This window comes from Polaromonas sp. P4_F6 (assembly GCF_056401275.1).
Genome location: NZ_JBFUJQ010000002.1, coordinates 135697 through 149296, shown reverse-complemented (window position 1 = coordinate 149296; position 13600 = coordinate 135697). Strand labels below are relative to the sequence as shown.

At 62.8% G+C, this 13600-nt stretch carries 14 protein-coding genes; 10 read left to right on the top strand and 4 right to left on the bottom strand.

Features of this window, described 5'->3' with window-relative positions:
* The first annotated feature begins 13 nt into the window (after window positions 1-13).
* The 6 genes from ppk1 (at window position 14) to AC1DUN_RS06560 (ending at window position 5509) form a co-directional block, all read left to right on the top strand.
* Entirely contained in the window at window positions 14-2110 is a 2097-nt protein-coding gene (gene ppk1 / locus AC1DUN_RS06585) for a polyphosphate kinase 1 (RefSeq protein ID WP_477713263.1), read from the top strand.
* A 1-nt stretch (window position 2111) separates the two neighbouring features.
* Complete coding sequence (locus tag AC1DUN_RS06580; RefSeq protein WP_477713262.1) at window positions 2112-2585, top strand: SixA phosphatase family protein; 474 nt, start codon at window positions 2112-2114, stop codon at window positions 2583-2585.
* A gap of 757 nt (window positions 2586-3342) precedes the next feature.
* Complete coding sequence (locus tag AC1DUN_RS06575) at window positions 3343-3777, top strand: nuclear transport factor 2 family protein (protein WP_477713261.1); 435 nt, start codon at window positions 3343-3345, stop codon at window positions 3775-3777.
* Between the two features lie 117 nt (window positions 3778-3894).
* The gene (locus AC1DUN_RS06570) at window positions 3895-4299 is read left to right on the top strand and encodes an iron chaperone (RefSeq protein ID WP_477713260.1); all 405 of its coding nucleotides are present in this window, start codon (window positions 3895-3897) and stop codon (window positions 4297-4299) included.
* A gap of 81 nt (window positions 4300-4380) precedes the next feature.
* Entirely contained in the window at window positions 4381-4905 is a 525-nt protein-coding gene (locus AC1DUN_RS06565; protein WP_477713259.1) for an SLOG cluster 4 domain-containing protein, read from the top strand.
* Between the two features lie 58 nt (window positions 4906-4963).
* Window positions 4964-5509, top strand: coding sequence for a DUF2867 domain-containing protein (locus AC1DUN_RS06560; RefSeq protein ID WP_477713258.1), 546 nt, complete (start codon window positions 4964-4966; stop codon window positions 5507-5509).
* A 138-nt stretch (window positions 5510-5647) separates the two neighbouring features.
* On the opposite strand, the gene AC1DUN_RS06555 is transcribed toward AC1DUN_RS06560, so the two are convergent.
* The 4 genes from AC1DUN_RS06555 to AC1DUN_RS06540 form a co-directional block, all read right to left on the bottom strand.
* On the bottom strand, window positions 5648-6100 hold the full coding sequence (locus tag AC1DUN_RS06555) for a hypothetical protein (RefSeq protein ID WP_477713257.1): 453 nt from the start codon (window positions 6098-6100) through the stop codon (window positions 5648-5650).
* Window positions 6101-6224: 124 nt separating this feature from the next.
* Window positions 6225-7724 (bottom strand): exopolyphosphatase, encoded by a 1500-nt coding sequence (ppx, locus tag AC1DUN_RS06550; protein ID WP_477713256.1) that lies wholly within the window; start codon window positions 7722-7724, stop codon window positions 6225-6227.
* A gap of 57 nt (window positions 7725-7781) precedes the next feature.
* A complete protein-coding gene (locus AC1DUN_RS06545) occupies window positions 7782-8939 on the bottom strand; it encodes an ABC transporter substrate-binding protein (protein ID WP_477713255.1) in 1158 nt (385 codons plus the stop codon).
* A gap of 132 nt (window positions 8940-9071) precedes the next feature.
* Complete coding sequence (locus tag AC1DUN_RS06540; protein ID WP_477713254.1) at window positions 9072-9551, bottom strand: fasciclin domain-containing protein; 480 nt, start codon at window positions 9549-9551, stop codon at window positions 9072-9074.
* Between the two features lie 236 nt (window positions 9552-9787).
* On the opposite strand from AC1DUN_RS06540, the gene pstS reads away from it, so the two are divergent.
* The 4 genes from pstS to pstB all read left to right on the top strand — a co-directional run bounded on the left by pstS (window position 9788) and on the right by pstB (window position 13589).
* Window positions 9788-10831 (top strand): phosphate ABC transporter substrate-binding protein PstS, encoded by a 1044-nt coding sequence (pstS, locus tag AC1DUN_RS06535; RefSeq protein WP_477713253.1) that lies wholly within the window; start codon window positions 9788-9790, stop codon window positions 10829-10831.
* A gap of 128 nt (window positions 10832-10959) precedes the next feature.
* Window positions 10960-11925: a phosphate ABC transporter permease subunit PstC gene (pstC, locus tag AC1DUN_RS06530; protein WP_413331144.1), complete on the top strand. Its 966-nt coding sequence runs from the start codon at window positions 10960-10962 to the stop codon at window positions 11923-11925.
* The gene (pstA, locus tag AC1DUN_RS06525) at window positions 11922-12782 is read left to right on the top strand and encodes a phosphate ABC transporter permease PstA (protein ID WP_477713252.1); all 861 of its coding nucleotides are present in this window, start codon (window positions 11922-11924) and stop codon (window positions 12780-12782) included. Before pstC ends, pstA begins: the two co-directional genes overlap by 4 nt.
* Before the next feature lie 27 nt (window positions 12783-12809).
* The gene (gene pstB, locus AC1DUN_RS06520) at window positions 12810-13589 is read left to right on the top strand and encodes a phosphate ABC transporter ATP-binding protein PstB (protein WP_007871927.1); all 780 of its coding nucleotides are present in this window, start codon (window positions 12810-12812) and stop codon (window positions 13587-13589) included.
* Window positions 13590-13600 lie beyond the last annotated feature (11 nt).

Genomic DNA, 13600 nt, shown 5'->3' with positions numbered 1-13600 from the left:
AAATGCCTTGTTGATGCCCACTTCACCCGCTTCGGTGGCCGCCGCCGCGCCCCCCGTCCAGTTCCTGGACCGCGACCACAGCATTCTTGCCTTTAATGAGCGGGTGCTGGACTGGGCCAAGCGCCCGGACGTGCCGCTGCTGGAACGGCTGAGGTTTTTGTGCATTGTGTCGTCCAACCTGGACGAGTTTTTTGAGGTCCGCACCGCGCCCCACCTGACGGCGGCCCAGGCCAATGAGCAAAAGGCGCCGTATTCGGTGCAGTCCTTCAAGGCCTTGTCGTCCGCCGCGCACGACATGGTGGCGCGCCAGTATTCGCTCTACAACGACGACCTGCTGCCGGCCTTTGAGCGGCAGGGCATACGCATCGTCTCGCACGGCGAGCGCAACACCGCCCAGCGGCGCTGGGTCAAGGAGTATTTCGAGCGGGAAGTGCGGCCACTGCTGATCCCGGTCGGGCTGGACCCGTCCCACCCCTTTCCGCAGGTGGCCAACAAGTCGCTCAACTTCATCGTGCGGCTAGGCGGCCATGACGCCTTCGGCCGCGAGAACGACATCGCCATCGTCAAGGTGCCGCGCGTGCTGCCGCGGCTGATCCACATGCCCTCGCGCGGCCACCACAAGGAAGACAGGCTGTTCGTCTCGCTCTCCAGCGTGATACGCGCCCACCTGGCCGAGCTGTTTCCCGGCCGCGAAGTCGGGCAGTTTTCGCAGTTCCGCGTCACCCGGCATTCGGACCTCGCGGTGGACGAGGACGACGTCAAAAACCTGCGCACCGCCTTGCGCCAGGGGCTGGAGCAGCGCCACTACGGCCAGGCCGTGCGGCTGGAGGTGTCGGCCGGCTGCTCGGAATATCTGGCCAACTTCCTGCTCAAGCAGTTCAACCTGCCGGCGCCGTCGCTGTACCGCGTTCACGGCCCGGTGAACCTGGTGCGCCTCACGCAGCTGGTGGACCTGGTCAACGACCCCAAGCTGCTGTTTCCCAGCTACCGCCCCTGCTACCCGACGCAGCTGCAGCCCGGCCAATCCTTCTTCGAGCGGCTCAAGGAGGGTGACGTGTCCATCCACCAGCCCTTCGAGAGTTTTGACGGCGTGCTCGCCTTCCTGCGCGAGGCCGTCAACGATCCGCAGGTGCTGGCGATCAAGCAGACGATTTACCGCACCGGCGCCGATTCGGAGCTGATGGTGCTGTTGCGCGAGGCCGTGCGGCGCGGCAAGGAAGTCACCGTGGTGGTGGAGCTCAAGGCGCGCTTTGACGAAGAGGCCAACATCAACTGGGCGGAAATGCTGGAATCGATAGGCGCGCAGGTGGTGTACGGCGTGGTGGGCCTGAAGACCCATGCCAAGATGCTGCTGGTGACGCGCCGCGAAGGCCGGCAGCTGGCGCGATACGCCCACCTGTCCACCGGCAACTACAACCCGCGCACGGCGCGGCTCTATACCGACATCAGCTACCTCACGGCGGATCCGCTGATGACGGCCGACATCGACAACGTCTTTGTGCACCTGGCCAGCCAGAGCCGCCTGCCCAAGCTGCACCATCTGTTGCTCGCGCCTTTCCAGCTGCACCACAAGCTGATCGAAAAAATCGATGCGCTGGGTGCGGCCGCCCTGCAGGGCAAGGACACGCGCCTGGTGGCCAAGATGAATGCGCTGACCGATGAGGACCTGATGCTGGCGCTGGTGAGGGCAGGGCGCTGCGGTGTGAAGATCGACCTGATCGTGCGCGGCGCCTGCATGCTGCCGGCCCAGGTGCCGGGCGTGACCGACAACATCCGCGTGCGCTCCATCATCGGCCGCTTTCTGGAGCATTCGCGCGTCTTCTACTTCCGCTGCGCTGAAGAGGAGACCCTGCTGCTCTCCAGTGCCGACTGGATGAACCGCAACATGCTGCGCCGGGTTGAATTGGCCTGGCCGGTGACCGACCCGGTGATTCGCCAGCGCATCATCGACGAATGCCTGGTGGCCTACCTGCACGACGGGCACGACGCCTGGGACTTGCAGCCCGACGGCAGCTACCTTCGTGTGAGTTCGCAGGGCGAGCTGCCGCGGCATGGCGCGCAGGCGGCCCTGATGGCCCGCTATTCGGCCCCCCAACACCAGGACAAATGACATGGACCTCATCTTGTGGCGTCATGCGGAAGCGGAAGACTGGCCAGAAGGTGATCCACAAGGGAGCAGCGACCTGGAGCGCTCGCTCACGGCGCGCGGCGAAAAGCAGGCGGCCCGTATGGCCAACTGGCTGGACCGCCAGCTGCCCGAGGGCGCGCGCATTTTTGTGAGCCCGGCACGCCGCTGCGAGCAGACCGCGCTCGCGCTGGGCCGCAAGTACAAGATCAGGAACGAGCTGGCACCCGATGCCACGGCTGCGCAGCTGCTGGAACTGGTGCAATGGCCCTCGGCCAAGTCGCCCATCCTGGTGGTGGGCCACCAGCCCATCCTCGGCGAAACCATCGCCCAGCTGCTGGGCCTGCAAGCCAGCGATTGCCCCGTCAAGAAGGGCGCGCTCTGGTGGCTGCGCAGCCGGGATCGCGAAGGCCATAACCAGACCGTGGTGGTGACGGTGCAGTCGCCTGAGGTGCTTTGAGCTGGCGTGTGGCCTGTATCGCGAGGAAAGCGGCTATTGCGTGTGCGTCCCTGTCGCGCGGATGCGTCATGTGGCCGTTGCGGCCATGCCGGCGGACAAAAACGGACCCGGTACAGCCCGGTTTTTTGGATGCCAAGGCTATAGTGCAAGTACTGAACCTTCGGATTCCGCGCCACACATTACGTCAGGTGCCCATGGCACTGTTTTTTAAAAATAGCCCTCCTGCTGTTCGGCCTCGCATTCATCGCCTCGGGCGTGAAGAGTGTCCTGCGTCGGGAAGCCAAATTCACATGGCATGAAGATAGCGACAAACATCGTGTCGTTGAAGGGCTTCCTGCGATCCTCGTCGGCCTTGGCGAGGTCGCCTTCTGCTTGTGTATCCTCTTCGCCATGCGCGTGCCCGCGGCAAGCTGAGATTATTCATAGGCGCTGGCACAAATGCAGGCGCTTAATCACTCGATGCAAGTACCGAATCCGTTCCCGAACCTGGTCCAGCAAGCGGGCAGACTGCAACGGGGAATAGCGGGGTTTCACGGAATTTATAACTGTATTTATTTGCAGCGCGTTGTCTTGAAATCTCAATGAATAGGCATGCTTCTGCCAGAGCATCTAACTTGTCGGTCGACACGGCCCCACAACCCCAGGAGGCGGCTTCGCCGCGAGTTGTTGTGAGCCGGTCATTTTTACGTTAGGCGTCGCAAGATACGGCGCATTCATTCGGGGGTTCTAAATGTCTCTCACTTTTTCTCCATCTGACTTGGCTACACGCCTGGCGGTCGAGGACGCCGTCGTCCAGATGTTCGTTGCCACCGATGAACGAGACTGGCCAGTGCTGGAGAGTTGTTTTACCAGTCCCTTTACGCTCGACATGACCTCCATGGTCGGTGGAACGCCGACCGAAATGACTCCAAACCAGGTGGCTCAGGCGTGGGCTGCCGGATTCAAACCGCTCGACCACGTTCACCATCAGGTTGGCAACCTTCGAACTGAGATCAGTGGTAATCAAGCGCTTGTCAGATGCCACGGCGTGGCCTTCCACCACCGGGGCAATGCAATCGGCCTCAAGACCCGCATCTTCGTGGGAACGTACGAACTGCAGTTGCAGCCCTTCCTCGAAAGATGGCGCATCTCTCGACTTGTCTTCAAGCTCAAGTTCGTCGAAGGCAACCTCGAGCTTGAGAAGTCGGCGTAGCTGTGAAAATGGCGTCTCACCTTTCCATCGAGCGGGCGTCTTCCACCGAGCTTCGCTTGCTTCCAGCGGCCCCTCATGTCAAACGTTATGCCGCACAACCACACGTGGAGACGAGTTATGGCGAAGAAATCCAGCAGCGCAACGAAGGTCGTCGTACCTGGTGGCGTTGACGAGTACATCAAAGCCAGCCCGCAAGAGGTACGCCCCCAACTGGAGGACATGCGCGATGCTATTCAAGGCGCTTCTCCCGGCAGTGCAGAAACGGTCAGTTATTTTCAAATGCCGGGCTATTACTATGAAGGCTACGACTACAACGGGATGTTTGCCTGGTTTAGCTATAAGAAGCCATTTGTCCGCCTCCATGTGCGCCCACCGGTGCTCGAAGACCACAGCAAAGAAATTGGTGTCTATACCAAGACCAAGGCGATTGTCAGTTTCCCGGTTGATGAGCCAATACCAAAGGCGTTGATAAAGAAACTGGTGAAAGCGAGTATTAAAGTGATGAAACAAAATGCGGAATGACAAGGCGTTCCGAACGGACGCATTTGCCCTATCCGGCGTTTGCGTGCGCAAAAGCTGCACCACCGTAGACTCAATCCTCCCATGACTATTTCTCGTCGAAAACCCCAGGTTTGCGTACTCGGCAGCGCCGAGCCCGGTTCCCGCGCCTATGAACTCGCCGGTGAGGCGGGTGAGGCGCTGGCCAGACTGGGTATCACGGTTGTGAGCGGATGCGGCAGTCCCGCAACCAGGGTTGCTGCCGAGCGCGCCATTGAGGCAAAAGGCCTGGTGCTCAGCATCGTGCCGCCAGACCACATGCCCGCGCCGGATTGGCCCGCCACGGTTGTATTGCCCTGCGGGATGGGAGATGCCCGTAACCTCCTGATGGCGCTTGCGGGCGATGCCTGCATCGTCATCGGTGGGCGCGCGGGTACCAAATCCGAGGTTCACCTGGCCTGGCTGCACAAACGGCCGTTACTTCCCCTGGTCGGCTGCGGTGGGTGGTCTGACGAACTGCCGTCCCATCCTCCCGACGAGCGGGAAAACTCTCCCATCTTGCCTTGGAGCACCATCGCTGAGTTGGATGCGAATTTGCGCAGTCTTGGCTTGGTCAAGAGTGCGACGTGAATAGCGTGCCGGTCGTCTTCAACGTTAGACCTCAGAACCCAACTACTGGCTCGAACACATGTCAACCCAACAGCACCGCGTAAGGCCTGTATCGCTTCCTCCGGAGTCGGCAGTTACCAGAGCCTACGCATCGACGAATCTCGCGGATGCCTATTCGATCGAGCTTCCACCCGGAGCGTCGGCCAATCCCGAATTGTTGGCGAGGTTCATTTTCGCCAACCAGGCACCGTGGGTTGGCACCCTCATGGCCGTCCGAGATGCGATCGTCGGCGGGGTCGGCCTCAAAACTGCGAGGCAACTCGCGTCACTTGACGCGCAAGTCAAGCCAGGCCGTCTCGGCATCTTCAAGATCTACGGCGCAAGTCCGACCGAAGTTGTCTTTGGAGAAGACGACAAGCACCTGGACTTCAGGCTTTCTGTCCTCTGCTCCAGCCAGCCCTTGCCGGAAGGCAAACGCCACCTGACTTTATCAACCGTGGTCCATTGCCACAACCGCTTAGGCCGTCTCTATATTTTTGTCATCGCCCCGTTCCATCGCCTGGTCGTTCAATCCAGTCTTCGTCGTGCTGCCCAAATCGGCTGGCCGCCGGCAGCGCAGGCGTAAACCAGATTTCGCATCTTTCTCGTGACGGATGGAGCAATCGTCTTAACCGCCCACGCTTGAGTCCTTGCGCAACGCTTGCAAAGGAGGCGATGCACAACCCAGCGCTCTCGCGAGCGCTGGAAGTAGCCTTTGCGTGGCTTAAGAACCGAGCATAGGCCGGCCGGTCTTGATCGCGGGAACCTGCTCAAGCGCCGTCAGGAAAGCGGCATCAGAGAGGCCAGCCAGCAGCTTGATGCCGGCTCGCAGCAATTCGCTTTTCTTGGCCGGGCGGGTCAGCCTGGCGGCGCGCTGTTTGAGCTCGTCGAGCACCACGTATTCGGCCTTGGGAATGGTGAAGCTGTCGCGCACCAGTTTTGGCTTTTTGGTTTTCTCTGGCTTGGCGGCCTTCACGGGTTTGGCGCTTGCCTGGGGTTTGGCGGCGGGCTTCTTGGCGCCGGCCTTTTTCACGATGGCTTTTTTGACCGCGCCTTTGCCGGCAGGGGCCTTGGCGGTGGTCGCTTTTTTCGGGGCGGGCTTGGCGGCGGGTTTCACGAGTGCCTTGGGCGTTGCCGGTGCGGCAGGTTTCGCAGTTGCTTTTTTGCTGGTAGCCATGGATTGATCCTTTTTGGGTGCGGTCAAATAAACCGTATATACAGTTTATACGGTTTATTCGWAAACGGTCAAGCCGCGCCCGGCGGCGCTCATGTGCCTGTGGGGTGGGGCGGCAGGGGATGGATCAGGGATTCGGGACGACCAGCGTCCACGGCGTCTTCTGCCAGGCCAGCACTTCTTCCTGCAGCAGGTGGGCCGACTGCGGAAAGGCCTGCGCCCAGCCGGCGCGGCAGTTCAGCACAAAAATCCGGCCGGGCTGGTCGCCGCACTCGAGCTGCAGGCCTTTGAGGTCGGGGTCGCGGCGCGCGTGGCACAGGATGACCGCCAGGCGCAGGCACAGCAGCTGCTGGATGAACACTCTGTCCTCGAAGTCGACCTCGAGCTTGCGCAGCTTGCCGCGGTGGCCCAGCACCAAGAGGCTGATGCGGTGCAGCTCGGGCAGGGCAAAACCCGGCGCGTCGGCGTTGTCCAGGATGTAGGCGCCGTGCTTGTGGTAGTCGCTGTGCGAGATCTGGCTGCCGATTTCATGCAACTGCGCGGCCCACTCGAGCTTGCGCTGAAAACGCGCGGAATCGGCGGCGGGCATGCCGGCGCCGGCCATCGCGAACAGGTGGCGCGCCACCTTGCTCACGCGCTGGGCCTGCACCGGGTCGGCACTGAATTTATTGGCCAGGCGCTGCACGGTGGTGGAGCGCAGGTCCGTCAGGTCGTGTTCGCGGTCCAGCAGGTCGTACAGCACGCCGTGGCGCAGGGCGCCCTGGGCGGCTTCCATGTGCGAAATGCCCAGCAGCTCGAACACCGCGCGCAGCACGCTGACGCCGCCGCCTATGACGGCGCGCCTGTCGTCCTTCATGCCGTCCAGTTTCAGGCGCTCGGCGCTTTGGGCTTTGAGCAGGCGGTCCAGCAGCCAATCGAGGCCCTCGCGCGTGACCTGGCCCGCGGGCCAGCCCGCGGCGGTAAGCACGTCGCTGACGGCGCCTATGGTGCCCGAGGAGCCGTAGGCGGTGTCCCAGGTGTCGGCGCGGTAGGCATTGACGGCTTCATCGAGCACCGCCTTGGCGGCCACTTCGGCGCTCGTGAAGGCGCGCGCGGTGAACTGCCCCTCGGGAAAATACTTCATGGACCAGGCCACGCTGCCGACGCGGTAGGACTCCATGGTGCGCGCATCCAGGCCCCTGCCGAGGATCATCTCGGTGGAGCGACCGCCTATGTCGACCACCAGCCGGCGCTCGTTGGATTGCGGCAGCAAATGCGCCACGCCCTGGTAAATCAAACGGGCCTCCTCGCGGCCGGGGATGACGTCGATGGGAAAGCCGAGGATCTTGTGGGCGCGCGCCAGGAATTCCTCCCGGTTGCGCGCCTCGCGCAGGGTCTGGGTGGCGACCGCGCGGACCTGGTGTTTCTTGAAGCCCGCCAGCCGTTCGCCGAAACGCGCCAGGCAGTCCCAGCCGCGCTGCATGGCTTCCGGCGTCAGGTTGCGGTCGGCGTCCAGCCCGTTGCCCTGGCGGACGGTTTCCTTGAGGTATTCGGTGCGGTGTATGCGGCCGTGGTCAAAGCGGCCGATTTCGAGGCGAAAGCTGTTGGACCCGAGATCCACAGCCGCGAGCAGCGTTCCATTTTGCATGCCTGAGTTTAAGGGCTCTGCATAGCTATCGCGTGGGATCCGCATGAGCATTTCGGCCTAACCGATGAGCCGGCCGTCGACCGTCATCATGCTCTGGGTGACATAGGTGCTGCTGCGGCGCTGGGGGTTGAAGCTCACGCTGAAGCCGCCCATGTTCATGGCGCCGCGGCGCTGGAAGGCGGCCAGCACATTCTGGCGGTTCAGCGGGCCGTCGACCTCGCTGAGCACTTCATAGGTGTAGCGCGCGGCGATAAACCCTGCCAGGCTCAGGGCCGCGGGCGGCTCGTCAAACAGGCGCGCCAGGGTTTCACGGTAGCTCCTGACGATCGGCAGGCTGGCGTTGACCAGGGGTACGGGCTGGGTGGCGATCACCGGGGTGTTGCGCGCCGCGCCCATCTGCAGCATGGTCGTCAGGTTGACGTCCGCCAGGGCCACGATGTAGCGCTGGCGGGCCTGCTTTTCCAGGCCCTGGGTGAATTCGGCCAGTTCGGGCGTTCCGCCCACGAACAGCAGCACGGCGGGCGTGCGCGGCGTGAGCTTCTGGCCCAGCGCGCGCAGGTCGTCCGCGCCTTTGAAGGACTGCAACTTGAGTTGCAGGGACGCGGTGACGCGTTCGACGTCGGCGCGGTAAGCGCTGTAGTCCTGCGCCGTGGCGTAAACCGCGCCCAGCTCCTTCAGGCCCATGGTGGAAAGGGTTTTGAGCGCGTAGGCGATCTGTTCCTGGCGCGCCGCAAAAATCGGGAAGGTCTTGTCGTCGATCTCGAGGCTGGAGTTCTGCAGCCAGGGCGCCACATGCGCCATGGCCAGCCCGCCTTTTTGGGACATTTCCACCACCTGGCTGGCCAGGATGTCGCCGACGCTGCCGGAAAGGGCCACACAGGCGGGGTTGTCCTTGACCGAATCGAGGGCCGTCTTGAGGCCGGCCGGCGTGCCGTCGGTTTCCAGGGTCTGGTGCTCGATGCGGCGGCCGCGAATGCCGCCTTTGGCATTGATGTCCTGCCAGGCGGCGCGCGAACCAATCAGAAAATCTTTGGAGACGTCCTGCTGCGCCTGCGAAAAATCCACCACCTGCGCCACGATAAGGCTGCGCGATGCGGATTTTCCGCTTTGTGCCCATGCGGGCGCGGCAATGCCGGCCGCCAGCAGGCCGGCGTGCTGCAACAGGCGGCGGCGGGGCAGGCGAGGGAGGAGGGGGAGGGATTTGGGCAGAGGCATGGCGGGATTCCTGGCGCTGTGTCCGTCCTCAGTTGTCAGATGAGATGCGGCGAAATTGTGAAGGCCCCTGCTTTCCGGGGAAAGGCAGGGGCCTGAAGGGTGGCAAAGCAAGGCGCGCGGCCTTGCGCGGGATCAGCGGGCTGGTGGGATCAGGACGGAGTCCACGACATGCACCACGCCGTTGGTGGCGGAGATGTCGGCGGTCTGGACCATGGCGTCCTCAATGGTGACGAATTCGCCGGCCTTGGAGAGCGCCACATTGGCGCCGTTGACGGTTTTGCTGTTGCCGTTCTTCACGTCGGCGGCCATGAGCTTGCCGGGGATCAGGTGGTAGCTCAGCACGGCCTTGAGTTTGGCCGGGTCCCTGGCCAGCTCGTCCATGGTCTTGGCGGGCACTTTGGCGAACGCTTCGTTGGTGGGGGCGAACACGGTGTAGGGGCCGGTGCCCTTGAGCGTGTCGGTCAGTCCGGCCTTGGCCACCAGCCCGTTGAGCGTGCTCAGCTGGGATTGGGCGGCAATGGTGTCGGCTACGGACACCGGGGTGGGGGAAGTGGCGCAGCCGGCGAGGGCGGCGACAGCGGCGGCAAAGACCAGAAAACGGCGGTTCAGCATGGGAATTTCTCCTGATTAAGACAGGGCCAAGCGTAGGAGCGCCCGGTGACAGATTCGTGACGGAAATTTGAAGCTTTTGTGACGCCCAGAGGGGCGAAAGCCTCCCGGAAGGCTGTCATATTTGTCACAGCCTTGTCACACAAGCTTCCTACAGTCAACGCATCTTCCCTGGCAAACCCAGCTGATTCCAACCGACTCCAACCAATTTCGACTATTTCCAACCCAGAGGTGTTCTGATGAATCTGACTTTCAAAGCTTCCCTGACAGCCGCGATGGGCCTTGCCTTCGCCTCTTTTGCCACCCTGGCCACCGCCCAGGACGTGACCGGCGCCGGCGCCAGCTTCCCCGCTCCCCTGTATTCCAAGTGGGCTGCTGATTACAACAAGGCCACCAGCGTCAAGATCAACTACCAGTCCGTGGGCTCCGGCGCCGGCCTGCGCCAGATTGAAGCCAAGACCGTCGATTTCGGCGCCTCCGACGCTCCCCTGAAGGACGACGAGCTGGCGAAAAAAGGCCTGATGCAATTCCCCACCGTGATCGGCGGCGTGATTCCCGTGGTCAACATCAAGGGCATCGCCCCCGGCCAGCTCAAGCTGAGCGGCCAGGTTCTGGGCGATATCTACCTGGGCAAGATCACCAAGTGGACCGACCCCGCCATCAAGGCGCTGAACCCCACGCTGGCCCTGCCTGATGCGGCCATCGCACCGGTGCGCCGCGCCGACGGCTCCGGCACCAGCTTCATCTTCACCAACTACCTGAGCAAGGTCAACGCCGAGTGGAAGTCCAAAGTGGGCGAGGGCACGGCCGTCAACTGGCCCGTGGGCGCGGGCGGCAAGGGCAATGAAGGCGTGGCGGCATTCGTCGGCCGCTTGCCCAACTCGATCGGCTACGTGGAATACGCCTACGTCAAGCAGAACAAGATGACCTATGCCCAACTGAAAAACGCGGCCGGCAACTTCGTGTCGCCTGAAGACGGCGCTTTCAAGGCCGCCGCAGCGGGTGCCGAATGGTCCAAGAGCTTCTACCAGATCCTGACTGAGCAGCCCGGCAAGGATTCCTGGCCCATCACCGGCGCGACCTTCATCCTGATGCAAAAAGTCCAGGACAAGCCCGCCCAGGCCGCCGCTTCGCTCAAGTTCTTTGAGTGGGCTTACAAAAACGGCGACAAGACCGCCGACGACCTGGACTACGTGCCCATGCCTGCCGCGGTGAAGACCATCATCGAAAAAGCCTGGGGCGACATCAAGGACGCGTCCGGCAAGACGGTTGCCTACAAGTAAGCACAGCCTGAACCGCATCCTGCTGTTTTCCGCAGTCTTTACAAACCATAGGGGTTTCTCACGTGTCCTCTACACTTCCGGCTAGCCGGGCCGCTTTTGACCTCCCGGCCAAAGCGACCGGACGCGACATGACCAATCCTCCTCCCGGCAATGCCGTGCGCAGAAGCCCCGTGGCAGACCGGCTTTTCGGCTGGGCTGCGCAGGGCGCGGCCTGGCTGACGCTGGCCCTGCTGGCCGGCATCCTGGTATCCCTGGTGATAGGGGCCTGGCCCGCCATCAGCAAATACGGCCTCGGCTTCCTGGCCAGCAGCGTCTGGGACCCCGTCAAGAACGAGTACGGCGGCCTGGTCATGATTTACGGCACCATCGCCACCTCGCTGATCGCCCTGGTCATCGCGGTGCCGGTGAGCTTCGGCATAGCGCTGTTCCTGACCGAGCTGTCGCCCGCATGGCTCAAAAGGCCGCTGGGCACGGCCATCGAGCTGCTCGCCGCCGTGCCGTCCATTGTTTACGGCATGTGGGGCCTGCTGGTGTTCGGTCCCATCCTGGCCACCTATGTGCAGCAGCCGCTGCAAAGCCTTTTGACCGGCGTGCCCTACCTGGGCGCGCTGGTGTCCGGCCCGCCCGTGGGCATAGGCATTTTGTCGGCCGGCATCATCCTGGCCATCATGATCATTCCCTTTATCGCCTCGGTGATGCGGGACGTATTCGAGGTCACGCCGGTGCTGCTCAAAGAGTCGGCCTACGGCCTGGGCTCCACCACCTGGGAGGTCGTCTCCAAGGTGGTGCTGCCGTACACCAAGGCCGGTGTGGTCGGCGGCATCATGCTGGGACTGGGGCGGGCGCTGGGCGAAACCATGGCGGTCACCTTCGTCATCGGCAACTTCAACCAGCTCGACTCGCTGAGCCTGTTCCAGGCGGCCAACAGCATCACCTCGGCGCTGGCCAACGAGTTCGCCGAGGCGGGCGAGGGCCTGCACCAGGCGGCGCTGATCTACCTGGGCCTGGTGCTGTTCTTCATCACCTTTGTCGTGCTGTCGCTGTCCAAGCTGCTGCTGGCCCAATTGAGAAAGAGTGAAGGGGTGAAAACATGAGCGCCATGATGCAAGACGCACGCCTGGCCAAGTTCGCGCGCCGCAAGCGGATCAACACCATCGCGCTGGTGCTCTCGCTGGCGGCCATGTCCTTCGGCCTGTTCTGGCTGGCCTGGATTCTGTGGGAAACCATACGCCTGGGCGTGGGCGGCCTTTCGCTGGCCACCCTGACCCAGATGACGCCGGCGCCCAATGAAGCGGGCGGCATCGCCAACGCGATCTACGGGTCCTTCCTGATGGTGCTGCTGGCTACCTTTGTGGGCACGCCTATCGGCATCATGGCGGGCATCTACCTGGCCGAATACAACACCAAGGGCATGCTGGCCTCGGTGACGCGCTTCGTCAACGACATCCTGCTGTCCGCGCCGTCCATCGTGATCGGCCTGTTCGTCTACACCGTCGTCGTGTCGCAGTTCAAGTCCTACTCGGGCTGGGCCGGTGTCCTGGCGCTGGCGCTGATCGTGATTCCGGTGGTCATACGCACCACGGAAAACATGCTGCAGCTGGTGCCGCCCGGCCTGCGCGAAGCCGCCTACGCCCTGGGCGCGCCCAAGTGGAAGGTCATCACCAGCATCACGCTGCGCGCCGCGCGCGCCGGTGTGACGACGGGTGTGCTGCTGGCCGTGGCGCGGATTGCCGGCGAAACGGCGCCGCTGCTGTTCACCGCGCTGAACAACCAGTTCTGGACCTCGGACCTGAACCAGCCCATGGCCAGCCTGCCGGTGACGATCTTCAAGTTCGCGCTGAGCCCTTACGAGAACTGGCAGCAACTGGCGTGGGCGGGCGTGTTCCTGATCACCATGGCCGTGCTTGGCCTGAACATCCTGGCGCGCGTGCTGACACGCGCCAAAAACTGACAGCCACACAACACAACAAGGTCAAAGATGGACACCATCACCGCACAACGCGAGCAATCGAAAATATCGGTCAAGAACCTCGACTTCTACTACGGCAAGTTCCACGCCCTCAAGGGCATCAACCTGGAAATTCCGGAAAAGAAGGTCACGGCTTTCATCGGCCCCTCGGGCTGCGGCAAGTCCACGCTGCTGCGCATTTTCAACCGCATGTATGAGCTCTACCCCGAGCAGCGCGCCGAAGGCGAAATCATGTTCGACGGCGAGAACCTGCTGACGTCCAAAAAAGACGTGGCGCTGATCCGCTCCAAGGTCGGCATGGTGTTCCAGAAGCCGACGCCGTTTCCGATGTCGATCTACGACAACATCGCCTTCGGCGTGAAGTTGTTCGAGAGCCTGAACGCCTCCGACATGGACGAGCGCGTGGAATGGGCGCTGCGCAAGGCAGCGCTCTGGACCGAAGTCAAGGACAAGCTCAACCAGAGCGGCTCCAGCCTCTCGGGCGGCCAGCAGCAGCGCCTGTGCATCGCCCGCGGTATCGCCATCAAGCCCGAGGTGCTGCTGCTGGACGAACCCTGCTCGGCACTGGACCCGATCTCCACCGCCAAGGTGGAAGAGCTGATCGCCGAGCTGAAGAACGAATACACGGTGGTCATCGTGACGCACAACATGCAGCAGGCCGCCCGCTGCAGCGATTACACGGCCTATATGTACCTGGGCGACCTCGTTGAATTCGGCGCGACGGAAGACCTGTTCTTCAAGCCGAAACGTAAAGAAACCGAAGACTACATCACCGGCCGTTTCGGCTGATACGGACTAGG